The organism is Psychrobacter fozii, from assembly GCF_003217155.1.
In the GTDB taxonomy this organism is placed as follows: Bacteria; Pseudomonadota; Gammaproteobacteria; order Pseudomonadales; family Moraxellaceae; genus Psychrobacter; species Psychrobacter fozii.
On sequence record NZ_QJSU01000013.1, the window covers coordinates 24,525 to 49,817 of the forward strand.

General features: G+C 45.1%; 18 protein-coding genes. 13 read left to right on the forward strand and 5 right to left on the reverse strand.

The window, feature by feature from the left end:
* Nucleotides 1–107: 107 nt before the first annotated feature.
* Nucleotides 108–998 (reverse strand): LysR family transcriptional regulator, encoded by an 891-nt coding sequence (locus DFP82_RS13940; protein WP_110924329.1) that lies wholly within the window; start codon nucleotides 996–998, stop codon nucleotides 108–110.
* Between the two features lie 189 nt (nucleotides 999–1,187).
* Between DFP82_RS13940 and DFP82_RS13945 the strand changes: the two genes are divergently transcribed.
* The 6 genes from DFP82_RS13945 to DFP82_RS13970 all read left to right on the forward strand — a co-directional run bounded on the left by DFP82_RS13945 (nucleotide 1,188) and on the right by DFP82_RS13970 (nucleotide 8,679).
* Entirely contained in the window at nucleotides 1,188–1,577 is a 390-nt protein-coding gene (locus tag DFP82_RS13945; protein ID WP_045445827.1) for a RidA family protein, read from the forward strand.
* Between the two features lie 59 nt (nucleotides 1,578–1,636).
* Nucleotides 1,637–3,112 (forward strand): aldehyde dehydrogenase family protein, encoded by a 1,476-nt coding sequence (locus tag DFP82_RS13950; RefSeq protein ID WP_110924330.1) that lies wholly within the window; start codon nucleotides 1,637–1,639, stop codon nucleotides 3,110–3,112.
* Between the two features lie 107 nt (nucleotides 3,113–3,219).
* Nucleotides 3,220–4,209, forward strand: a complete 990-nt coding sequence (locus DFP82_RS13955) for a membrane dipeptidase (protein WP_110924331.1) — start codon at nucleotides 3,220–3,222, stop codon at nucleotides 4,207–4,209.
* A 195-nt stretch (nucleotides 4,210–4,404) separates the two neighbouring features.
* A complete protein-coding gene (locus tag DFP82_RS13960; RefSeq protein WP_110924332.1) occupies nucleotides 4,405–6,096 on the forward strand; it encodes a BCCT family transporter in 1,692 nt (563 codons plus the stop codon).
* A 134-nt stretch (nucleotides 6,097–6,230) separates the two neighbouring features.
* Nucleotides 6,231–7,970, forward strand: coding sequence for a hypothetical protein (locus DFP82_RS13965; RefSeq protein WP_245905735.1), 1,740 nt, complete (start codon nucleotides 6,231–6,233; stop codon nucleotides 7,968–7,970).
* Entirely contained in the window at nucleotides 7,954–8,679 is a 726-nt protein-coding gene (locus tag DFP82_RS13970) for a DUF3726 domain-containing protein (RefSeq protein WP_110924333.1), read from the forward strand. Before DFP82_RS13965 ends, DFP82_RS13970 begins: the two co-directional genes overlap by 17 nt.
* Before the next feature lie 164 nt (nucleotides 8,680–8,843).
* On the opposite strand, the gene DFP82_RS13975 is transcribed toward DFP82_RS13970, so the two are convergent.
* Nucleotides 8,844–9,770, reverse strand: a complete 927-nt coding sequence (locus DFP82_RS13975) for a LysR family transcriptional regulator (protein WP_110924334.1) — start codon at nucleotides 9,768–9,770, stop codon at nucleotides 8,844–8,846.
* Between the two features lie 161 nt (nucleotides 9,771–9,931).
* On the opposite strand from DFP82_RS13975, the gene DFP82_RS13980 reads away from it, so the two are divergent.
* Nucleotides 9,932–10,384 (forward strand): DoxX family protein, encoded by a 453-nt coding sequence (locus tag DFP82_RS13980; protein WP_110924335.1) that lies wholly within the window; start codon nucleotides 9,932–9,934, stop codon nucleotides 10,382–10,384.
* Between the two features lie 113 nt (nucleotides 10,385–10,497).
* Complete coding sequence (locus DFP82_RS13985) at nucleotides 10,498–11,319, forward strand: DODA-type extradiol aromatic ring-opening family dioxygenase (protein ID WP_110924336.1); 822 nt, start codon at nucleotides 10,498–10,500, stop codon at nucleotides 11,317–11,319.
* 149 nt (nucleotides 11,320–11,468) lie between these two features.
* Here the strand turns inward: DFP82_RS13985 and nirD are convergent, their stop codons facing one another.
* Nucleotides 11,469–11,819 carry a nitrite reductase small subunit NirD gene (gene nirD / locus DFP82_RS13990; RefSeq protein ID WP_110924337.1) on the reverse strand — a complete coding sequence of 117 codons (351 nt, stop codon included), beginning with the start codon at nucleotides 11,817–11,819 and terminating at the stop codon, nucleotides 11,469–11,471.
* A gap of 136 nt (nucleotides 11,820–11,955) precedes the next feature.
* Nucleotides 11,956–14,556 (reverse strand): nitrite reductase large subunit NirB, encoded by a 2,601-nt coding sequence (nirB, locus tag DFP82_RS13995; RefSeq protein WP_110924338.1) that lies wholly within the window; start codon nucleotides 14,554–14,556, stop codon nucleotides 11,956–11,958.
* Between the two features lie 641 nt (nucleotides 14,557–15,197).
* Between nirB and DFP82_RS14000 the strand changes: the two genes are divergently transcribed.
* The 5 genes from DFP82_RS14000 to cobA all read left to right on the forward strand — a co-directional run bounded on the left by DFP82_RS14000 (nucleotide 15,198) and on the right by cobA (nucleotide 25,003).
* Complete coding sequence (locus tag DFP82_RS14000) at nucleotides 15,198–16,706, forward strand: NarK family nitrate/nitrite MFS transporter (RefSeq protein ID WP_110924339.1); 1,509 nt, start codon at nucleotides 15,198–15,200, stop codon at nucleotides 16,704–16,706.
* 16 nt (nucleotides 16,707–16,722) lie between these two features.
* Complete coding sequence (locus DFP82_RS14005; protein WP_342767481.1) at nucleotides 16,723–18,912, forward strand: bifunctional protein-serine/threonine kinase/phosphatase; 2,190 nt, start codon at nucleotides 16,723–16,725, stop codon at nucleotides 18,910–18,912.
* A 52-nt stretch (nucleotides 18,913–18,964) separates the two neighbouring features.
* Nucleotides 18,965–20,443 (forward strand): NAD(P)/FAD-dependent oxidoreductase, encoded by a 1,479-nt coding sequence (locus tag DFP82_RS14010; protein WP_110924340.1) that lies wholly within the window; start codon nucleotides 18,965–18,967, stop codon nucleotides 20,441–20,443.
* Nucleotides 20,440–23,934, forward strand: a complete 3,495-nt coding sequence (locus DFP82_RS14015) for a molybdopterin-dependent oxidoreductase (protein WP_110924341.1) — start codon at nucleotides 20,440–20,442, stop codon at nucleotides 23,932–23,934. Before DFP82_RS14010 ends, DFP82_RS14015 begins: the two co-directional genes overlap by 4 nt.
* A 157-nt stretch (nucleotides 23,935–24,091) precedes the next feature.
* The gene (cobA, locus tag DFP82_RS14020; RefSeq protein ID WP_110924345.1) at nucleotides 24,092–25,003 is read left to right on the forward strand and encodes a uroporphyrinogen-III C-methyltransferase; all 912 of its coding nucleotides are present in this window, start codon (nucleotides 24,092–24,094) and stop codon (nucleotides 25,001–25,003) included.
* Nucleotides 25,004–25,080: 77 nt separating this feature from the next.
* On the opposite strand, the gene DFP82_RS14025 is transcribed toward cobA, so the two are convergent.
* Nucleotides 25,081–25,293 (reverse strand): copper resistance protein B (locus DFP82_RS14025; RefSeq protein WP_146221345.1); only part of this gene is annotated, 213 nt, incomplete at its 5' end.

Consider the following 25,293-nt stretch of genomic DNA (forward strand, 5'->3'; position numbering starts at 1 on the left):
CTAATGAAGGTAACGCCGTAACCGTTTAGCAGTTCGCTGACTATATCTAACGCAAGATACCTTGATTTTAGGTCTTGGTTTTCTTCTTCAGAGTAAACCTTGTCACTCTACAGCCAGTAGTTTTCTTGAACATACGCAATACAGAGATTATAAAATGCTTGGGCGGGCGGAGAGATAGATTTATTAGCGAGTTTAAAGATGCCTATCTGTCGGTTCAAAGATGGTTCAACTAAATCTATCCAAACCAAATCGGGCTCATTAGCAGGGAAGGCAAGCTTGGGTAGAGTAGTGATACCAAGATCATTACGCAATAAAGAAAATAGCGATGTGATATTTTCTACTGTATATCTTGCTCTGCGATTGAGCGCCTCGGCTGGCGTGTTTTCGAGCAATCTGCAAGTGCCGTTATAGATAAACGGCTGCGCCATGAGCTGCTGCCATGTTAGCCCTTGCGATTGATTTAACTCGTTGTTCAGTTCATTGGCTTTAAGGCAGACAACGCCAATGGGGTCTGATATCAATAAGGTGAAATCTATATTTGCTTTATCAATACTGGTGCAATTGCCCAATGCCAAATCTATCTCACCGGCCAATAACCGATTGGCCACACCGACAGAATTGTCATCTATCAATACAATCTCGATATCAGGATATTTTTTTGAGTATTCGACCAACACGCTAGGTAATAATTTAGTCACTAGTGATGGCACACTTGCAATTCTAATTTTGCCTTTATCGCCAGATGCAGAGGCTCTAAGATCGTCTTCTAGCGCTTGATAAACGGTAAGGAACTGCTCCATTTTTGGTAAGCAGGTTTCACCAAAGGGCGTCAATATGGCTTTTTTTCCCACTTCAAATAAACGCTGACCTAACGTTTTTTCTAATTCCTTTATCGAGGCTGATAAGGCGGCTTGCGAACGGTTAGCGCGATCAGCCGCCGCACGAAAGCCGCCTTCTTCTACCACAAATAAAAAATGTCGTAATTGCTGTAGCTTCATATTCAGATCATCCAAGACTATTATTCAATAACTTATCTTAAATGATAGATTAAATCTATCAAGATTAAAATTTAATTAGTTAGATTTATCGTTATTAATTAAGTAGGATAAGTTATATAGCAGTTGGCAATGATTAAATAAATTTCAGATCGCTTACTGCTGAAACCACTTATCAAAGGATCTGACGACATGACGACTCATTCAACCAAACAAGCTATCAAAACCTCACTTTATGCATCTAAAGCCCCTTTAGAATGGGCAATCACCAGCAATGGTACGTTGTACACTGCGCAGATTCCTATCGATGAAAATGGTGATGTGGTTGCAGGTGGTATTGAAGCGCAAACCCGTCAAACGCTAGACAATCTTAAGCACACATTAGAATGTGCCAATGTTGGCATGGATTCGGTATTACAGGTCATGATTTATGTGACCGATCGCGATTATCTAAAAACAGTCAATCAAGTCTATGCTGAATACTTTGAAGCACCCTATCCAAATCGTGCGGCATTGGTGATAGCCGGATTGGCTCGTGAAGAGATGCTGGTTGAGTTGGTCGTATATGCCGCTGTGCCCTAAATTTTGAATGTACTCTAGTCAATAAATCAAATATTTAATACTTTATCAAGGAAGCTCTTATGTCAGCTCACACCGCCCAACAGATATTGCAGCAAGACCCAACCAAATCACTTTACATCAATGGTGAATGGCAGGCAGGCGTAAATACCGTTGCCAATATCAACCCATCTGATATCACTGAAACTATCGGTGAGTTCGCCCAGGCCAGTGGCGATCAAGTCAAAGACGCTATTGCTGCTGCCCGTCACGCTCAGCCAAAGTGGGAAGCGACTCCTTTAGAAAAAAAGCAGTCTATCCTACAAGCAATTGGCGATGAAATGATTGCTCGCTGTGATGAGCTAGGTACGCTGTTGTCTCTTGAAGAAGGTAAGCCGTTTGCCGAAGGTCGCGGCGAGATTTACCGCGCTGGTCAGTTCTTTCATTACTATGCAGCGGAAGTATTGCGTCAAATGGGTGATAGCGCTGATTCAGTGCGTCCTGGTGTTAAGGTCGAAGTTACCCGCGAAGCAGTCGGTGTGGTTGCCATTATCTCGCCTTGGAACTTTCCAACTGCCACCGCTGTATGGAAAATCGCGCCAGCTTTGGCCTTTGGTAACACTGTCATTTGGAAGCCTGCGAATTTAACACCAGCCAGTGCAGTGGCATTGGCTGAAATCATCCACCGTCAAGGCATGCCAGAAGGTACGTTTAACCTACTATTGGGTGGCGGCTCATCAGTCGGTGATGCGCTCACTAATTCTACAGATATCGATGCCGTAAGCTTTACAGGTTCTGTACCAACGGGTCGCAAAGTTGCGGCTGCGACTGCACCAAACTTTATTCGTTGTCAGCTTGAGATGGGCAGCAAAAACGCCTTGGTCATCGCTGATGATGCCGATTTGCAAGTTGCTATCGATGCAGCAGTGGCTGGTGCGTTCGGCGGTTCAGGGCAGAAATGTACGGCTTCTTCACGCCTCATCGTGATGGACGGTATCCACGATGCGTTTGTGGATGGTGTGATTGCTAAAATGAAAACCTTAAAGGTCGGCCATGCACTTGATGACGGTATTTTTATGGGTCCTGTTGTCGATGACAAGCAGCTGGCATCAAACATGGACTGGATCGAAAAGGCCAAACAGTCTGGTGCCAATTTAGCCTTTGGTGGTGAGCGTCTAGAGATGCCGTATGACGGCTATTATATGTCGCCCACGTTGTTTACTGAGACGGATAACAGCTGGGATATCAACCAAGAAGAAGTGTTTGCCCCGCTGGCGTGTGTCTTGCGTGTCAAAAACCTAGAAGAAGCGATTGCCATGACCAATGATACGCGCTTTGGTCTGACGGGTGGCATCATCACCCAAAGCTTGCGTAGCAGTGCGATGTTTAAAGAGCAAGTACAAGCAGGCTGTGTCATGGTCAATCTAGCGACTGCAGGTACGGATTATCACGTACCATTTGGTGGCCGTAAACAGTCAAGCTTTGGCCCGCGTGAGCAAGGTCAATATGCCAAAGAGTTCTATACCATCGTCAAAACCGCTTATCAAAAAGCGTATTAGAGACCTTCTTGACAAGCATGTTAGCCACTATCGACGCGACAGGGTGTAAACACGCACTTAATGGCAAATGATCGCGGTCACTTATAAAAGTATTAAAGGGAATTGATATGTACCAAGACCATATCGTCATTGACGGATTACAGTATAGCCATTGGGATCGCGACTACTTTAAGATGCTACAAGCCAGTGGTATCAATGCGGTACACGCCACCTTGGTCTATCACGAAGACGCTCGCCAAACCACGACTCGCTTTGCTGAATGGCATGCACGCTTTGAGCAAAACTCAGATCTTATCTTGCCCGTGTACTCAGTGGCTGATATCAAAACGGCAAAAGAGCAGGGCAAAGTTGGCATCTTTTTCGGTGCGCAAAACTGCTCACCAATTGATGATGAGATTGGCCTAATCAGCGTGATGCGCCGCTTAGGTCTATTGATTATGCAACTGACTTACAACAACCAGAGCTTACTAGCAACAGGTTGCTATGAGCAGAATGACAGCGGCATTACTCGTTTTGGTCAGCAGGCCATCGCTGAGATGAACCGTGTCGGTATGATTATTGACATGTCACACAGCGCTGAGCGCTCAACGCTTGAGGCGATAGAAGTGTCATCGCGTCCGATATGTATCAGCCATGCCAATCCGACCACGGCTCATGAGGCCTTGCGTAATAAATCAGACACGGTCATCAGTGCCTTGACCCAAGCAGGCGGGTTGTTAGGGTTTAGCTTATATCCGTTTCATTTGCCAAATGGTAGTGACTGTACGCTTGATGACTTTTGCACCATGATTGCCAATTGCGCTGATAAATATGGCGTCGAGCATTTAGCGATTGGCAGTGACTTATGTCTCAATCAGCCGCAAGCCGTGCTTGAGTGGATGCGTAATGGACGCTGGTCAAAAGCCATGGACTATGGTGAAGGCAATGCCAATAATTCAGGTTGGCCAGATACTTTGCCATGGTTCGCTGGCAAAGACGGTATGGAAAATATCTATAACGGTCTGCTAAAGCACGGTTTTAATGAAAGTGATGCTGGAAAAGTCATCGGTCAAAACTGGTTCGATTTTTTAGAACAAGGCTTAAAGCCTTTGTCTTAACCACTCAGTCTGAAAATAGTGTTTCAATCAACGGTTACTCGAAATCGCTATAAGACGTCTGTCGTCTTATAGCGTATACCCATTTGAAGTAGGTAATTTCGAATTAGATAGTATGTATAGTGAGGTTGTTTGGCTATATCCTCATTGCTACCCCTCTGATTTAAATAACGAAACGTTAGCATATGGAGCCACATCATGGCCGATTTAAAGGGATTTAATCAAGATGAGCAAGGACGCTCAAGCGCTGCCAATACAGATACAGAGGCGGAAAAGGTCACTAGCACATTAATTTCTACAGATGCTGACACGCTAGGGCTTAAAAACCCTGCCTTTTGGTACAGTGGCGGTTTTATTACGATCTTTGTTCTCATGGCGATTTTTGCAGAAGCGCAGTTAGCCACGATCGTTGATGTTGGTTTTCAATGGTCGGCTAATATTTTCGGTCCTTTCTGGCAAATTTTGCTTCTTGCTACTTTTGTTATCGCGTTAGCGGTTGGCGCAGGTCGCACTGGTCGCGTCATCTTGGGCAATTTACCAAAGCCTGAAATGGACAATTTCAAATGGATGGCTATTCTGTTTTGTACGTTGCTGGCTGGCGGCGGGGTTTTTTGGGCTGCGGCAGAACCCATTGCTCATTTCGTTTCAGCACCTCCATTATATGGTGAATCACCAGACTTACAACAACGGGCTTTTAACGCCTTATCACAGTCTTTTATGCACTGGGGATTTTTGGCGTGGTCGATTGTCGGTAGTTTGACAGCGATTGTGGTCATGCATCTGCATTATGACAAAGGCTTACCGCTGAAACCTCGTACGCTTCTTTATCCTATGTTTGGTGAGCGCGTACTCACTGGTCAAACGGGCGCGATTATCGATGCTTGCTGTATCGTCGCCGTCGCCGCTGGTACGATTGGTCCTATCGGTTTTCTGGGTCTACAAACCAGCTATGCACTCAACACCTTGTTTGGTATCCCTGATACGTTTACCACTCAGCTCATCATTATTGTATTTGCTATTGCGCTTTATACCTTATCAGCGATCAGTGGGCTTGCTCGAGGCATGCAGTTGCTCAGCCGCTTTAATGTCATATTGGCGGTTGCCCTGATGCTCTTTATTCTGATATTTGGGCCGACCAACTTTATCGTGAATGGTTATATCCAAGGTGTCGGTACGATGGTCGATAACTTTATCCCAATGGCGACGTTTCGCGGTGATGAAGGTTGGCTTGGCGGTTGGACAGTGTTCTTTTGGGGTTGGTTTTTAGGCTATGGCCCGATGATGGCCATCTTTATCGCTCGCATCTCACGTGGTCGTACGATTCGCCAATTAATTACCACCGTTTGTATTATTGCACCGCTCGTGACGTGCTTTTGGTTCACCGTCGTTGGTGGTTCTGGTTTAGCATTCGAGATTGCCAACCCTGGTAGTGTCAGTAGTGCATTTGAAGGCTTCAATCTACCCGGTGCATTATTAGCCGTCACGCAGCAACTACCATTTCCTTTGATTACCTCGATATTGTTCTTGATTTTGACGACGGTATTTATCGTGACCACTGGCGACTCGATGACTTATACCATCAGTGTGGTCATCAGTGGCGAGCGTGAGCCGAACGCCATGATTCGCACCTTTTGGGGCATCATGATGGGTGTAACGGCGATTGTTTTAATCTCTCTAGGTTCGGGCGGCGTGACAGCGTTGCAGTCCTTTATCGTGATTACCGCCGTGCCCGTGTCTTTTGTGCTGCTGCCGTCGTTATGGAACGGACCACAAATCGCACAAAAAATGGCGCGAGAGCAAGACTTGTATCGTCCCAATAAGGTAGAAACCAGACATAAAATTAGTGAAGAAAAACGTGCTCAGGAAAAATTGGCTGAAAAAATTGATTGAAGCACTAAATCACTAAACGGTAAATATGAGACAGCCATCACCTACACCGCTAATTTTATATTTACCAATAGATATCATCATTGAGATTATTAACGAAGCTGCTGGCTCGGTATATTAGGTAAGGTAGTGAAATTATGAACATGGTTTATGCAAATAATAAAAGTATCGACGTCAAACCACCCTCGCTTAGTACGGGTTTTCGTACTCGTGATGTGATTATGAATGCAGAAAGATTGGGCGCAATGCATCAGACCCGTATTAGCTTTGTGCGCACACTACTACGCAAAATTGACAAAGAAAAATGGACACTCAGTACGCACTTATGGGATTTGGATGAGCAAGGTTACGGCAAAGTTATCTACCGCCTCAACACTTCAGAGCACTTGTATCATCTGGTGGTTTTCTGTAATGAGCTGGCTGATGACGAGCGTAATGATAGGGTGATTGCTCAAAAGTGGGATGTCACCTTTGGTCTGGTGTTCGGCGAGATAAGTGAAGAACTATTAGATAATCTACAAGCTAATGTGCCGCTACAAGAAGCAGGTCGCAACTCTAATATGGTGATGGTGCTGGCACGAGCAAATAAGAGCGTCAGGGTCTTTGACCATATTATCAGCTCGCTCGCTGTTGGTAAGCAACCGGACTTGGCTGTGCTATCGCAAGTTGGTTATATCTTGCGTACCACTGCTGTCTATGGCAATGGTAAGTTTGGTATTTATGATTTTAAGCCGTTGGAGCATAGTGAAGACTTTGATCAATCGTTTCGGGCACAGATGTGTGCCGTCTACCTGCTGCGCGAGTTTAGCTTAGATTGGGTTGATTATTTGGCAAAGCAAAAAGGTGGTAGCAATGCAGTCACGTTGCATCCAGAGATTAAACGTTATCTTGGGATTGGTAATGCCACGGGTCTGGGTATGGCACCGTATTTGATCAACCATCCTTGTGTCGTTGACCAATGGCTTGCGACGCGTGAAGAGGCATTGCAAGCAACGTTGGTCTGTCAGGTGGAACCCAAAGAAACGGCGCATTTTGCGAGTTTAATCAAACGTGCCATTCAGCATTTTAGCGAAATCGTCACTATCAATGAGCAGCAAATTAAGCTCAATGAAGCGGTCGTCACAGAGTTAACAGTACTACAAAACAATTTGATGATAAGTATTAATAATTACGCGACATGGGCAGAGTTTTTGCAAGCTCACGATTACCTGAGTTTTGAGAGTCAAGAAGTCATCATATCTTGCTTAATGGAGTTGTATCCTGAGCGTGTCGATACCTCTCAAAAAAAGGTAAATGCTGATGAAGCTTTATCGTTACCGAAAGGAAAGGTGATTCAAGATTTAATCGATGTATTAGAGCTGTATTATCAGTGGGCGATTGATATTGATTTTAGCCAGCCTGAAAACAGCTATTGGTTTTGGTATCGTTCAGTGGATAAAGAAGAGCCACGCATGGGTGTACGCGGGCAAGAGCCTGGCGCTGATCGTGAGCTGGCATTAGACATTGCACGGCAAGCAAACCGGTTATATTTTGCGCTTAAGCAAGCCAATGCTCAACAACTGATTTCTGAGTTTACTTTAAATCAACCAAAGTACCGTTCAATTGCGCGTCGCGTTTGGACGATGGGGCATAAACCACTGGGTGATATTCAAATGAATGTCTTGCATAAAACCGCATTACCCATGCATCTGCTACGGTGTAAATTATCGATGTTTGGTGCGACAAAATTTGATCCTAGATCCGATCGTTGGGTGCGGATTACCTTGTTTCAAGGTGCGCCTTTATTTGCAGAAGTGCATAGTGATGAATGGCTGTTTCCATTACTACCCGATTTGTCGACAGAACAGGGAGGTTTGACTCATGATCGTATCGCATAATGAAATCGTCGTGATGGTATACAAAGCCTTTACTGGGCTGCACCGAGAGGTGGGCGAGGCTGATGTGATTGCCACTATGGTCGCTGAGCTACAGATGGCGGGCTTGGATGGTGTCAGGCACTTTAATAATGCCAGTCCGTATATCTTAATTGAACGTGATACGCCCATCGATATCGTCCATCAAGAGGAAGGTGCTATTCGTTTAGATTTGCATGGTAACAGTTTGGCTTGTCACTTGCCGGCTATCATTGATTATGCTCTTGAAAAAATGGGTGATCTAACGCATTTTCATATTTATTTGCAGAACTGCCATAACCGCTGGCTGGCTTATAGTGAGCTGGTAGGATTGGCAAGCAAGGGTTTTGCCTGTCTGGCTAAATGGGACAATGGCTCTGTACCTAAACAAACGTTATTCACGTTAAATCAAGGGTTTATCTATCCTGATCTATACTTTTTTGATAAGGCACAAGCCAACTATAATACCAATGATATGATTATTGAGATTGCGACTCAAAACTTTGATATTGAACACGACACCCAAAATTTCGATCGTAAAATATCAACAGATGAACTGTTTTCAACCCATCAGCGCGCGTGGAAAGAAGGTATCTATGTCGACGATGAACAATGGGCGATACTCAAAACAACAGCCGCCGCAATATTGGTTGAGAATAGTGAAGCATCAAGTAAAGGTGCGGGAGGCATATAGTGTATAAAGCCAAATTTCTCATTACTCTATCAAATATCTTTATGTATAGTTGGTTCAGTTTAAAAGAGAGACGAGGCAACCGAGTGCAGAGGTATATGTGATACTTCAAGCGAGGTTAACGCTGTCACTCTTTTATAGAAGGTTGGCTAGATATTAATAAGCAATTAGCTATTTGGCGCTTGCGTGATGTGCTCATCCCAGTATGGCGGGGCACCATAATAGTCGGTCATGAAGTCAATAAAACATCTGACCTTATGGGGCAGCAGCTTTCTATGCGCATAGACGGCATATAAACCCAAAGGGTCGGGCTCATACTCAGGCAACACTACGACCAACTTACCAGTATGTAGTGCATCACTAGCTATAAAAGTCGGTTGTAATATTAATCCTCCACCTGCAATAGCCGCCTCAACGAGTACGTCACCGTTGTTACTACGAAATATACTATGCTCCTTGAATTGTTTTGCTTTTAGGTACTTATAAATGTGACCTTTGGTTTCAACATTCATATAGCTGTAATGCAAATAGCGATGCGCTTCCAAATCTTCAAGTTTCTTAGGCAGGCCGTGAATTTTTAAATACTCAGGTGATGCGCATAAAACCACGCGAATAGGCGCAATCTGCTTAGCGACGAGTGATGAGCTCTCTAACTGTCCGATACGCAGTGCAATATCAAAGCCTTCTTCAACGATATCAACTTTCCGATCGCTTAGCTGAAGGTCAACAGTGACAGAAGGATATTGTGATTGAAAATCAGTGATCAGTCTTGCCATATGCTTTAAAGCAAATGAGACAGGCGCACTGATTCGCAAGATTCCCTTAGGGTGCTGCTGTAGGCCGCCTAATTGCGCCGCCATTTCATCAATGCTCAATAAAACCTGCTGCGCATGCGTAAAATATTGGCTACCAGCCTCAGTTATACTCACTTTACGGGTAGTGCGATTAAGCAGGCGAGTATGTAGTTCATCCTCTAGCTTTGCCACATACTTGCTCACCAGTTGCGGCGAGAGCTGCATCGTGATGGCGGCTTTGCTAAAACTGCCCTCTGTCACGACTGCTACAAAGGCACGCATCGCATCGATTCTATCCATGTTTTTTCCTGTATTTATCCTAATATTAAATATATTATAAACAATACGTTGATAATTATTCAATATAACTTAGCTTACTCTTTTATATCGTTGATAGTAAAGTGTGCTCATATCATTTCCGACACTATTTATCCTAATCATACATTCTGGAGTAAGCATCAATGACAACATCACTACTAAATAAAGTTTTGACATCGAACGCTGGAGCAGCGGCCTTAGTTCTTCGTATACCAGTTGGCCTGATTTTGGCAGCCCACGGTGCCCAGAAGCTATTTGGTTGGTTTGGTGGTAATGGGCTAGCAGGTACGGCTCAATGGTTAAGCAGTATGGGTATGGAACCTGGTTACTTAATGGCGATATTGGCAGGCGGCGCTGAATTCTTTGGTGGTCTTGCTCTGGTATTGGGTTTGCTAACCAGACCAGCCGCTTTAGCCGCAGCATTTACCATGTTGGTGGCTATTTTTTCTGTCCATATCGGCAATGGATTATTTGCTGATAATGGTGGTTACGAATACGCGTTGACATTGATGGTGGCTTCGCTCGCGTTAATGATACAAGGGGGCGGAAGTTTCAGTATCGACAAAATGCTATCAGGAAAAGTCGAGCAGATTTAATAGCTGTCAGCAGTTTAAAACTTGCGTCATCTAGAGCCATTTCTCAGCTTAAACATTGGTATTTATTATTGGGTTATTGAGCATTAAAGTGAAGCATAATGGAGTAAAAGCGAATGGGCAACGAGTCGATTTCGGTCACACAGCCAGTATTCTTTATCCCTCATGGTGCGGGGCCGTGCTTTTTCATGGATTGGCAACCGGCTGATACGTGGAATAACATGGCTACATTTTTAAAAAGTATTCCTAATCGATTGCCTGAGCGTCCCAAAGCTATTTTGATGGTTAGTGCGCATTGGCAGACATCTGAATTTAGTATTACCGCTGGCACGAAACCTGAGCTCATTTATGATTATTATGGTTTTCCTGATCATACCTATCAACTGACTTACCCTGCATGTGGCGCGCCAGTATTGGCCGAGCGGATTAGCCAATTGTTTACCGATGCAGGTATCACTAATGAAAAAAATACCACGAGAGGATTTGATCACGGGACTTTTATACCCTTAAAGCTGATGTATCCTGAGGCCGATATTCCAGTGGTGCAGCTATCACTACGTAACAATCTAGACCCAAAGGCGCATCTGGCTGCAGGTCGAGCGCTGGCATCATTGCGTAAAGAAGGGGTGTTGATTATTGGTAGCGGCATGAGTTTTCATAATATGCGCGGTTATGGCGATACCAGTTTTACTGAACCGTCAGAACGTTTTGATGAATGGCTGACTAATACTGTGGAATCGGTAGATTCAGATGAGCGACTTGTAGCCCTTGCGAATTGGTCAGAGGCTCCTCACGCGCTTGATTCACATGTATTGGGTGCAGAAGAGCATTTGCTACCGCTTATGGTGATAGCAGGGGCAGCAGGGAGTGATACAGGGCGCAAAATCTATTCTGAGCAAGTGCTAAAAACTCAAATATCGGCCTTTCAGTTTGGCTAAATATGTTGAAACGTTTAATGCATGGTATTTCAGCGTGGTTGTCAAAAATAAAACATCCTTTGAATCTCAGACTCAAAGGATGTTTTAGATTAATACAGCAATTATTAGTGACATGTCAAAGTTTTCAAAATGAGGGATAACGTCTCTTATTATTCATATGTTGCCACCACATTATTTCCATCAAGTTCAAATTTATAGGTGTTGAGCACGATACTGTCGTCATCTAGACATTGACCAGTAGCAAGGTTAAAGCGCTGCTTATAGATAGGTGAAGCCACATAAAGTACTTCTTTTGCTGTTCCTGTATCATCTGTAATCGTGGTGCCACCAATCAAACCCCGAGACAGTACATTGGCTTGACTGAATGGATCGTAGTTATCAAGAGCAAATAAATCGTTTTGCTTGGTGCGAAAAATAGCAATTTGTTTGCCATTTATCAGTGCACACACACCAGTTTCAGGAATGATATCGTCAAGTGTACAAATAGTCTGTTGGTTCATGAGGCGGTATCCTTAGTGATGATAATATTGCTCTGTATGAGTGGTAAATTGTGAGTGACAAGCTGCAATTTGCAAAATATGAGTCAAAAAACTGTGCCTTGCTTTTTGTGATAACAAACAAGGCACTCATCATTGGCTAGGCCAATTCAACCAGATTGATGGTTGCTTTTTCCGCATCAGTCGCTGGGCGAATCTGTTCACGATCGGTCACGAAAACGACATTCTCATCGCCTTGCTCACTGTTTACAAAATGACGGAAACGTTTAAGTTTTTCGGTGTCGTTAATTGTTGCTGCCCACTCACACACGTAATTGTCGACTAACAATTGCATTTGTGCTTCGAGCTCATCTGCTATGCCCAAACTGTCTTCAATAATGACAGCTTTCAGATAGTCAAGCCCGCCATCTAAGCTTTCACGCCACTTTGACGTGCGCTGTAGCTTGTCCGCTGTTTTGATATAAAACATAATGATGCGGTCGATATATTTGACCATGGTTTCGGTATCGAGATCGGTGGCGAACAGCTCGCCATGACGTGGGGTAATACCACCATTACCGCAGACAAATAAATTCCAGCCGTTTTCAGTCGCAATCATGCCAAAGTCTTTACTTTGTGCCTCAGCACATTCGCGCATACAGCCTGACACACCCATCTTGATTTTGTGCGGTGAGCGCACGCCTTTATAACGATCTTCTAACCTCAAGGCGAGGCCAATGCTGTCGTCGACACCGTAACGGCACCAGTTATTGCCAATACAAGATTTCACGGTACGTAAGGATTTACCATAGGCATGGCCAGTCTCAAAGCCTGCTTGCACCAGTTGCGTCCAAATATCAGGCAATTGCTCCATGCGTGCGCCAAACAGATCGACCCGCATCCCACCAGTGATTTTGGTGTACAAATTAAACTGCTTCGCTACTTGACCCAGTACGATGAGCTTGTCTGCGGTAATTTCACCGCCCGGCACACGCGGTACGACGGAATAAGTGCCGTCTTTTTGGATATTACCTAAGTAGTAATCGTTACTGTCCTGTAGTGGTGTCAGCTCGGTTTTGAGTACATAGTCATTCCAGCACGATGCCAAAATAGAGGCGACCGTCGGTTTACATATCTCACAACCATGACCGCTACCATGTTCAGTCAATAATTCATCGAAGGTTTTGATACCGTGCACACGAATCAGGCTATATAAATCTTGACGAGAGTACGCAAAGTGCTCACACAAGTCATTGTTTACTTCGAAGCCCATGGCGGTGAGTTGATAGCTGACCGTATCTTTGACCATAGGGGCGCAGCCGCCACAGCCACTACCGGCACTGGTCATGGTTTTTACATCGCTGACGGAGTATGCGCCGTTTTCGACGGCGGAGCAGATAGCGCCTTTGGTCACGTTATAACAAGAGCAAATCGTGGCGGTATCTGGCAGATTGTCGATGCCCATCACGGGTTTTTCGACATTGGGTAGTATCAGACTTTCGGGATGTGCAGGTAGGTCAATGTCATTTAAATACAATTGCAATAGGTTGTTATAGTCTTCGGTGTCGCCTACCAATACGGCACCAAGCAAGCGTTTGTTATCAGGTGTGGTGACGAGTTTTTTATAGATGCCTTCAGCAGGATTTTGATACAGATAGCTTAAACTGCCTTCGCTCGTGCCATGTGCATCGCCAATACTGCCTACATCCACACCCATCAGTTTTAACTTGGTGCTCATGTCGGCACCCGTAAATATCTGCTTGCTATCACCAGCAATTTGCGCGGCACAGATACTGGCCATATTGTAGCCGGGAGCCACCAGGCCAAATACTTTGTTGTCCCATACTGCGCATTCGCCCACGGCATAAACATGATCAGCATTGGTGCGACATTGCTCATTGATCAAGATGCCACCACGCCCGCCCATTTCGATACCGCATTCTGGGTTGTTTCTAATAAGATCGTCTTGCGGTCTAATACCGGCGCTAAACACAATCATATCGGTCGTTAGAGAGGTACCATCTGTAAACTCCATGGTTAAATATTGATCATCACCGCTGGTGTCATCAGAGTTCGGCGCAGTATTAGACAGAATCTCTTTGGTATTTTTCCCCGTTAGCACTTTGACGCCCAGTGCTTCTATTTTTCGCTTTAAAATCTCACCGCCAGCGGCATCAAGTTGAACACCCATCAATTGAGGCGCAAACTCGACCACATAAGTATCAAGCCCTAGCGTAACGAGCGCTTTTGCAGCCTCAAGTCCCAGTAAGCCACCACCAACCACCACGCCTTTTTTGACAGTGGGCAGCTCAGCAATCGCTAAAATCTCATCTAAATCCGCAATGGTACGGTATACGTGGCAATGCGGATGCTCGCGACCTGGGATGGGCGGCACAAAAGGATATGAGCCCGTCGCTAGTACCAACTCAGAGTATTCAATAATCTCGCCTGCCTCAGTAGTAATACGCTGACCGGCCGAATCGATATCTACAATGCACTGATTCAAATGCAAATTAACTTTTGATAATTCATAAGCTGTTAAATCTACTAGGTTCAGCTTACTGGCATCTTTATGTTCAAAGTAGCTCGACAAATAAACACGGTCATAAGCAGGGCGGTCTTCTTCAGCAAACACATGAATGTCAAATTGCTGGTGTAGTCCTTGCTCAATTGCTCGTTCAATAAAGTGATGACCGACCATACCATTGCCAATCACCACCAAATTGCCTTTACTTTCTGTGCTCAATGCAGTGCTACTCATGCGTCTGTCCTTAGTAATGGGGCTGGTTGGATACGGTCATCGTTTATTTTTTTATCACGCTATAAACGGTTTCGTTTCTCAACAACAGCTGATAAACAGCATTTAATACCTACTATTACAGAGCATTCAATAATCATGCCATGGCACTTTGATTGACTGAGTTTTTGCGCGTTGCTATTAGATAGAAAGGTATGCTTTATCAGGACCAGTCGCTTATGTACAAAGGTTTTTGTGTGAGTATGGCTAGCTCTATTACTTACCAAAAATCAGGATAGATGCCGTTGTTGCCGACTGCAATGTCAGAAGTTAATGCACCAAAATAGATACTGCTGTGCCCCACGTTGGATGTTATTGCTGTTTATAAGGGAGGCTGATGGAGTGTTTTAAACCTGCTGTGTTAATGCTTTATTAGCATAAGCGTCAGGTGTGATGATGGTTATAGACCCGCCAGTAAAGGCGCCTAGAGACTCAATAAGCGTTGGTCTTTATATAGATTTGGCAGCGTACACAAATAACTGGCATAACCATTGCACCGCCTGAAACATTGCTACTTATCATATTTGAACACTGCATTTTTTGAACACCTAGTACCTTTAGTACGTTGTCAGAACCCTGAAGTTAATCATTTGAGGAAGTTGCCTATGTCATCATCAGCCCCCGTTGCACCTAGTAAAGACAAGCTTAATGTTTTGTCATTTACGGGTAAAAATAAAATCCTTCATTTAGGTTGGATGGCATTTTTCCTTACCTTTTTTGTATGGTTCAACCATGCACCATTTTTATCAGCGATTGGAGAAACACTCAATCTGAGTAAAGACCAAATCAAAACGTTACTCATTTTAAACGTAGCATTGACCATTCCTGCCCGTGTGATTATCGGGATGCTGACAGACCGTTTTGGCCCTCGCATTGTTTATACCGCCATTTTAGCCATTGGCGCTATTCCTTGTTTTACCTTTGCGTTCGCTCAGGATTACAACACCTTGGCGCTGTCTCGGTTTTTGCTGGGTTTTGTTGGTGCAGGTTTTGTGGTGGGTATTCGTTTGATGAGTGATTGGTTTCCAACCAATGAATTGGGGACGGCTGAAGGTATTTATGGCGGTTGGGGTAATTTTGGCTCGGCAGCAGCGGCATTGTTATTACCAACTATAGCGATTGGTGCAGCAGCAGTGTTCGGTGGTGATGAAGGGTGGCGTTATGCAACAGCCACATCAGGGGTCGTGATGGCGCTTTATAGCATCATTTTTTATAAGATGGCGCGTAATACACCCAAAGGCGCTACTTATTTTAAACCTAAAAAATCAGGTGCCATGATGGTGACGTCATCGGGTGATTTTTGGTTAATGATGGTTTTTAAACTGCCTATGTATTTGGCATTGGCATTATTGGCATGGAAACTATCACCTGATGGTGTGAGCTTATTGAGCCAGTCTAGTGTCACCATGGTCTATATTGGCCTTGCGATATTGTATGTTTACGAATTCGTTAGTAGCTACCGTTTTAATAAAGAGGTTTTCACCACGCCTGTACCAGTGGCGCATCGTTATGATTTTAAGCAGGTGGGTATCTTAAATATTTTGTATTTTGCTACGTTCGGCTCAGAGCTTGCCGTCGTGTCAATGCTACCTCTGTTTTACCAAGAAACTTTTAGTTTATCGATTGTGATGGCGGGGGTATTGGCATCGAGCTATGCCTTTATGAATCTCATGTCACGTCCAGGCGGCGGTTGGCTCAGTGATAAGTTTGGTCGCAAAATAACTTTATTGATTTTGACAGCTGGTTTGGCCATCGGGTATCTGTTAATGGGCTTCCTTGACTCAACGTGGCCACTTGCATTGGCACTATTAATTACGATGTTTTGCTCATTCTTTGTACAGGCAGGTGAGGGTGCTGTTTTTGCGGTGATTCCTCTGATCAAACGCAGCATGACAGGGCAGTTTGCAGGGATGACAGGCGCGTATGGCAATGTTGGATCAGTGGTGTATTTAACGGTGCTGAGTCTGGTGTCTTATCAGGTGTTTTTCTTTGTGATTGCCGCGACAGCAGTGGCTGGATTCTTTGCATTGTTTTTCTTAAAAGAACCAGAAGGCATCATTATTGAAGAAATGCCAGATGGTACATTTGCCGAAATACAAGTGAGTCATAGATAGTACGGGGTGAAGACAGATGACGATAGCACACGCCAATAGAAACAATAGTCAAAATGCGGATGGTGATATGTACCAAAACGCTGATGAGATGGCGGTTCATTTTAATACAGGCAATCCGTCATCTTTGATAGAGTCAGGTCAGTTTGTTGCCAATGATGTCAGCCAGAGCATTGATAGCCACGCTATTGATGAGACTGGTGACAGTAAGGATGTTGATGATGCTAGTACTGCATTATGGTGGCTTGATTTTTTCACCATGGCAGGTCGCAAGACGGAAAATCAAGACAGTTTACTTATTACCACCTGCTTGCCCTATCAATGTTCAGGTGAAGAATCATCTAGTGCCAATCGCTCAATATCTCAAGCAAGATCTCACCCGTCCTCATCAGCGCCATTATTGGTGTTGATGGCAGATGGGGTCAGTGCTTGCCAGTTTCCAAAACAGGCAAGTCGACTGGTGGTGAATACTATTGCCCACAAAATCACATTGGGTTTGACCGAGTTGGCACACTCACAAGATGAGACGTCATCCATCAGTTTTGACGATGATCAAGTTGCTAGTATCATCAAAACAGCAGTCAACAAAGCCAACGACATCTTATATTTTCCTCAAGCGTATCAAAGGGTGCCGCCGTTGTTGTCTACGTTATCAGGCTTGCTCTGTATTGGTGACCGTATTCATCTATTTCATACAGGCGACTCTCGAATATACCGCGTTGGGGTAGATTGTCTGACAGTATTGAGCAAAGATCACCGTGTGCACCGCGGCCAAGATAAAGGCGCGCTTGCTGCAGCAATCGGCGCAGATAGTCAGTTAGAGCTACAACAATCGGTATTTACTCTTCATCAAAACGAGTGTTTGGCTATCATGACAGATGGGGTTTATGAGCATATAGAGCCCACAGAGTTGCAATTTGAGCTGTGCAGCAGTGCGACTGATATATTTCGATTGATGGCAACCACACACAAATTACCGCTAGATTTCAATACCAGTCAAACCGTGTGCGAGCAAGCTTTTACTGCAGGTAGTCATGACAATCTAAGCATGGTTATGCTGAGTATGAACACACGGTCAGCCCGCTTCCCTTCTATCAATGGCGCTAAAGGTATTGGTCATTTAAATGGCATTGACTTTGATAATCTGGATACGGTCATACATGATGTGAATCGCTACCAGCTGCCAACCGATTTACAGATAGGCGATCATATTGATGGCTTTACTGTGATTGGTATCATTGCCCGCACGGCTCGCAGTCACGTGTACTGGGTACAAGATGAAGACAACCGTGACTTTGTCTTGAAATCGCCTAGTTTAGACTCTGTGGCCGATGGTCACTATCTGCGTGATTTTTTAAAGGAACGCAAAATTGGTTTGAGCCTATCAAAACATCGCCGCGCGGGCGAGTCGGCTTACAATCAAGCTGACCCCAATCGATTACCTATCAATCCTGCATCCAATAATATTGGTCATAACGTGGGTTCTGGACTCAGTGAGTCGGGGCTGCTGCGTTACTATCCAGTACCAGCAAGTACCACATACTTATATCATTTGACTGAATATATCGCTGGTGAGAGTTTACGGGACTTTATGGATCGTCATACGCCTTGTGATGTGTGGCAAACCTTTGATTTACTCACCAAAATTGGCATGGCGGTTCGAGTCATGCATCGCAATTATCTGTTGCATCAAGACATCAAACCCGAAAACATTCTTTTAACCAAATCTGGCGCCGTCAAACTTATTGATTTTGGTTCCGCCAGCTCCTCTATCTTAAAAGACAGCACTCGACCACCAAATGGTGATTTGCACTATGCTGCACCAGAATATTACACCGATGCACCAAAAGGCGTGCATTCTGACTTGTTCTCGATTGCTGTGATTGGTTATGAACTGCTGACGGGGCAATTGCCATTTAATACCCAAACACTAATGATGCCAAACCAAACACTAATGATGCCCGCGCAGCCGCTACGGCAACAGAACGTACCTGACGCCAGCCAACAGGCACTCATGCGTGCGCTGCATGTCAATACTAACGCGCGCTATCAAGCCATTGGTGAGTTTTTACAGGACTTTAATCCCGATAATAAGGCGCACAGCCGTGACCCAGAACCGCTCATTAAGCGTAACCCTCTACTGGTATGGCATGGCATTTGCTTCATAGAGTTTGTCATCATTTTATTATTGTTGGCGTACTTTTCATGACACGCTGTTTTGCATTCAATGCTGCTCCGCGCGGCTAAGGGACTTTCTGTTTATGTCGTTATCTATATCGCAAGCCGCCACTACGGTAGATATTCATACCAACAATCACGCCTTAGCATCAGGTCATCAAAAAAACGCTGGCATCGTTATTATCGGGGCGGGCATGGCAGGCAGTCGCTTTGCCATTGAGCTTGCTCGCACACAATCGAATGATGATAAATCCCGTTTACCAATTACGTTAATCAGTAAAGAGCCGCACGTGGGCTATAACCGAATTATGTTGTCACCCGTATTGGCTGGCGACACAGCGTTTGAAGATACTTATTTATATGACAACTCAGAGTATGAGCAGCTGGGTATCACCGTACTGGCTGGGGTTGCGGTAGAGACAATAGATACCAAGTGCCAGTGTATTGAGCTAGATGATGGGCAAACATTCAACTATGCCAAGTTAGTAATGGCCACAGGATCAACTGCCCGAGTCATTCCATTCCCCAATCACACAGCTAAGGGCGTGCATGTGTTTCGAGACCTTGCCGATGTGACCGCTCTGATGGACTATGCCCGTCAAGGAAAAACGGGGTTGGTGATTGGCGGTGGCGTACTGGGATTGGAAGCTGCCTGCGCGTTAGCGGCACAGGGCGCGAGCATGACGGTCATTCATATGGACGGTTATGTACTCAATCGCCAACTAGACCTGCCAGCGGCCGAGCTTTTGCAAGCTGAGCTCAGTCGCCGAGGGGTTGATCTCGCAGTTTCTGCCCATACTGAGGCCATTGAGATGAATGATGCAGGAGAAGTATGCGGATTGTCTTTAAAGGACGGGCATACGCTAGCGGCCGATTTTATCGTGATGGCAGTGGGTGTGATACCCAATACAGCGCTTGCCAAACAAAGCGGGCTTGAGGTTAATCGCGGTATTGTGGTCGATAATTTTATGCACACCAGTTGTCCCAATGTTTATGCCATTGGTGAGTGTATAGAGCGAGAGGGTGAGCTATTTGGAATGGTGGCGCCGGTCAATCAGCAAGTGGATACATTGGTCACGGTTTTAAAAGATGCTTTGATAGAAAACGATATAAATGTCATAGATAGTAAAGCCACCGTGCCAGACCACTGGGTTCCCTTTGTCAGCAAGCCGTTGTCATTAAAATTGAAAGTATCTGGTATGTCGGCATTTTCTGCAGGGCAAATCGCTTTTGATGACGAAGCCGCTGATACTGTTGAAACCCTCGTGTATCGTCAGCCTGCCTTAAACCATTATCACTGTCTGTACCTCAAAGAAAACAAACTCATTGGCGCTGTGCTTTATGGGGACACCAGCGATGGCAGCTTTTACAGTCAGTTGATTATAGATAATGTTGATATTACGCCTATCAAAGACACACTCATATTTGGCGAGGCATATTGTCATTTGGACGAAATCACGCTTAACAATTCGCCAACTACGGAAGTAGATGTAGAATTTAATGATACAGAAAAAAACATTAATCATCATAAAGTGGCCGAACTGTTAGAGGATGCATTATGAATGATGCTACCGCCAATCAATCTGCTGCTAGCAAAGTAGTATCAGCTAATGGCCTACTTAATGGCGTGCAAAAAACAACAGACCGCGTCATTGAAACACATGATATAAGTGCTGCCAAAAATATCAAAAAAGCACAGTTGTCATCTAATAGTGATTTGATTGATAGTTCGATTGATGCTTTGATAACTACTATCCGCACGACGTGCCCTTATTGCGGCGTGGGATGCGGTGTTTTAGCGAGTGTGAATGCAACAGAGGTGCTGAGCGTCAAAGGAGATCCTGAACATCCGGCTAACTTTGGTAAATTGTGCTCCAAAGGGAGTGCACTGGCACAAACACTGGGTACCGCGCGCCGCTTGACCGAGCCATATTATCAAAACAAGCACGTAGTCATGCAACAGCATCAGCCTATGCAATCGAATAATAATTTTACTGCTAGAAACCTATCTGAGAAGCCACTTATAAAGCAGACAGACTGGGATACCGTACTAGAGGACGTTGCCAGCCGTTTAAATGACACCATCACTAAGCATGGGCGAGACAGCGTTATGTTTTATGTCTCAGGTCAATTGCTGACTGAAGACTATTACGTGGCCAATAAATTTATAAAAGGGTTTATCGGTAATAACAACATCGACTCCAACTCTCGGCTGTGTATGTCATCCGCAGTAGCTGGGCACAAACGTGCATTTGGTGCAGACCTTGTGCCGGGTAATTACAAGGATTTGGAAGCTTGTGATTTATTGGTACTGGTAGGCTCCAATATGGCGTGGTGCCATCCTATTTTGTTTGGTCGATTTTTAGCAGCCAAAAAAGCCAATCATAATAAAAAACTGATTGTGATAGACCCGCGCCGTACGGACTCTTGCGAGTTTGCCGATTTACATTTACCAATTGCTGCGGGCACGGATACACATTTATATAATGGACTGCTGCATTACCTAGATCAGCAGGGTTACCAAAATGATGAGTATGTTAGCCAAAGCTTGGGCGTTGATGATGCGGTGAATGCGGCCAAAGCATGGAGCATTGATGAAGTCGCCAGCGCTTGCCAAGTGTCTGCTGATAGTATCCGCCAGTTCTATGAATGCGTTGCCGTTACTGATAAAACAGTCACTGCCTTTAGTATGGGTGTCAATCAATCACAAAGCGGAACCGATAAGGTCAATGCCATCATCAACACCCATTTGTTCACAGGGCGTGTGGGCAAAGTAGGGGCCAGTCCGTTTTCACTCACTGGACAGCCTAACGCCATGGGTGGACGAGAAGTAGGCGCCCTTGCTAATCTGTTGGCGGCGCATTTAGAACTAGACAATGCTGATCACCGGCAGCTTGTGGCAGACTTTTGGCAGTCGTCTCAGCCTATCTCCCCAAATGTGGGTGTGAAAGCCTGCGATGCGGCCGCTGCCATATTGGATGGTCGTATCAAAGCTATTTGGATTATGGCCACTAACCCTGTAGTCAGTTTGCCAGATGCTGATAATTTTCGCCAAGCACTTGCTGAATGTGATTTGGTGATTGTCTCTGATTGCTCGGTAGACAGTGATACGGTGAAGTGTGCCGATATTGTATTGCCTGCTCAAGGGTGGGGTGAAAAATCTGGAACGGTCACCAACTCTGAACGGCGCATCTCTCGGCAGCGGACATTAATGCCTGCAGCAGGGCTTGCCAAACCAGATTGGTGGATACTGTCTCAAGTTGCCACACGCATGGGGTTAACGGGATTTGATTACCAACACCCAAGCGAGGTATTTAATGAACATGTGGCATTGACTGCTTATGGTAATACGTCTAACCACAGCACATCTCACTCCACTAAGACCTATCCTCGCTACCTGAATCTTAGCAAAGACTTGTATGCTTTAATGACGGATGAGGTGCCAGCCGATAAACCAGCTCAACAATATATTAGCCAGTATGTTAATCAGAACGGCAATCAAATACATACCCCAATCGCACTCAGTCATCAAGCATACGAAGAGCTGTTACCATTTCAATGGGGTGGCACGCGTATCTCTATGATTGATAAGATAAAACCTTTAGAAAACGAGATCATTAATTCCGCTGCTACTATTACTAAGTCACAGTTAATCGCTATTACGCCCTCTAATGAAGCGAGCATAGCCAATGTGCATCGACGTCAAAGAAGGCAGAATCCTCAACGGATTGGTGAGAATCGAGCATCCTTTGAACATGAATCTGATTATCATACTCAATTTGAGAGCCAAGCGATCCATTTACGCCTGATTACGGGCAGGCTGCGTGATCAGTGGCATACCATGACTCGTACAGGCCTTGCACCGCAGTTGAACCAACATCAGCCAATACCCACACTGACCATACACGCTAACGATGCACAGCAACTGGGTGTCCAAGACAATGACTTTGTGCAACTGCATCGTAGGTATGAAAACTACGAAAAGTATGAAAGCTATGAGAACGGCGTGACCAGTGATGGCATAGTCAGTGATACCGCGATGAGTACGGCTAGGAATGGCAACGAGCCCGCAAGTACCGTACTGGCGCAAGTTGCCATTAGCGATACGTTGCGCGTTGGTGATGCATTTATGCCCATGCATTGGAGCAATGCTTTTGCTAGCTTTGCCCGAGTAGGCCCGCTTATCCCAACAGTCGTCGATCCACATTCAGGGCAGCCAGAGCTCAAAAATTCGGCGATTAGTGTCACGCCCGTTTCTATGCAATCATTTGGCAAGATTTTGGTGCATCCTGAGTGGCAAGACGCCGTTATAGTGCAATTACGTACTATTTTGGCCAATTTTTCTGCCAAAGCGTCAGAGAAAGAATTGTCTGAAACAAAATACAAGGCACGTTCAAACAACATTTTACCAGAGGCATTACCTGCACTCACTTGGAGCTTGAGTCATCAAAATAACAGCGTCTTGATCAATCTCGCTAGCCCGATGGTGGAGGCTAGCAGTACCTTAGCGTGCCCCGAGTTTTGGCAGCAGTTTATGGCCTCTATGCAATCATTATCACAGCCAAACTCTCAAGAGCGTGTCATGCATACAGCGTTTACGGTCGATAATGTACAGAATCAATTGCGTCTTATTGTGACGCAATCTGCGCCTGAGATAGACTCAAATAACGCTGTCATAAATAGTGGGTCATCTGATGATGAAAGGCCCAGTACACAACTGATTATGGCTGTTTATGTTGCCCCAACGCAAACGCAATTACCGAGTGTCCGCTGGCTCGATAGCTGCTTTACGGATACTAGCCAAATACCTGCCAATCAACGATACAAATGGTTACTCGCGGGGCGGCCTGCCAGCGGTTATGTCGATCCAGGACCCTTAGTATGCTCTTGTATGTCAGTTGGAAAAAACACCATTCTCAACGCTATCACGCAGCATGGTTGTACTAGTGCGACGGCAGTGGGTAAGCAGTGCCGAGCAGGTACCAATTGTGGCTCTTGCGTGGGGCAAATCAATGCATTAATCGCAGAATGCGCCCCCTTGGCGCAAGCTTAGATAGTCGTGTGGCACGTCGCTTGCAACCTTTTATATGCAATTACTGGTTGAGTGTTGTGTTATGAAAAATAAGCCATTTTAGAGTAGGGGTTTATTGCAAACTTTGCTTGTGGTTGCCCATTTTGCTGTATTCACGCTGTTATCAGGAGTCACCACCATGACCAATATATCTGCCGCTACCTCAACGCATGAGACCTATCAGCTAATGGGTCAACACTGCGCAGAAAACGTGCAAACTTGCACCAAAAGAGGCACCGTGCATCTGATTGGCGCAGGATCTGGTGACCCTGAACTCTTAACCTTAAAAGCGTGGCGAGTGATGCAGCGTGCAGAGGTAGTGTTATATGACAGTCTGGTGTCTGAAGATATTTTGGATATGTGCGCGACTACGGCTGAAAAAATATTCGTTGGTAAGCGCCGCGCCAACCATGCATTGCCACAAGAGAGTATTAACGAGCTACTGGTCAAACACGCGCTGGCAGGCAAGATAGTGGTTCGTCTAAAAGGTGGCGACCCCTTTATTTTTGGACGCGGTGGTGAGGAGCTACAGGAAGTGGTGCGTCATGGCATTCATTTTGAGTCTATTCCAGGTATCACTGCCGCAAGTGCTGCTGCTAGCCGTGCAGGGATTCCACTAACGCACCGTGACCATGCTCAGTCGGTCAAGTTTGTTACCGCTTGCAAAAAAAATGGCGCGCCTAATAATGATTATAGTGAGCTAATGGACAGCAGCCAGACAGTTGTGTTTTATATGGGTTTGCACCGTTTGCATGAGCTGACACAAGGATTGATAGCAAGTGGGCGCGACAGCGAGACGCCTTTTGCCATTATTAGCCATGCCAGTATGCCAACGCAGCAGGTACTTATCGGTACATTAAGTGATATCGCTGATCAGCAAGCTGAAGCAAAACTGCCAACCCCTGCACTTTTAATCATGGGTGATGTGGTCGCTTTATATCATGAGTTTGCAGGCTACAACCTTGGCAATCTGGATAAAACGTCATTTATAGATGTGAACGAAGTCATAGACAGTGAAGTTTTAGCACCCAGTCTTGAGAGTGTTGTATAAGTTGAAGCACGTCTAGTAAAAAATCCTAAAAGTGTCTACAGCTAATCATCTCATACTGGGTTAAAACGAGCAGAAAGCTAAAACCAGAATTTGACCCCCGCAGTCAAACTACTACTATCAACCGATTCATCTTCTTGACGTCGTTGACCACGAGCCTTGCCAAGCGCTGTCTCATAACTAACACCCACATAAGGGGCTAGCTGGCGACTAAACGTCTCATAAGTCAGCCTAACCTCAGCTTCCATCTCATTAAAGCCTTTGGTAATGTCATTATCATGGTCATCTTTACT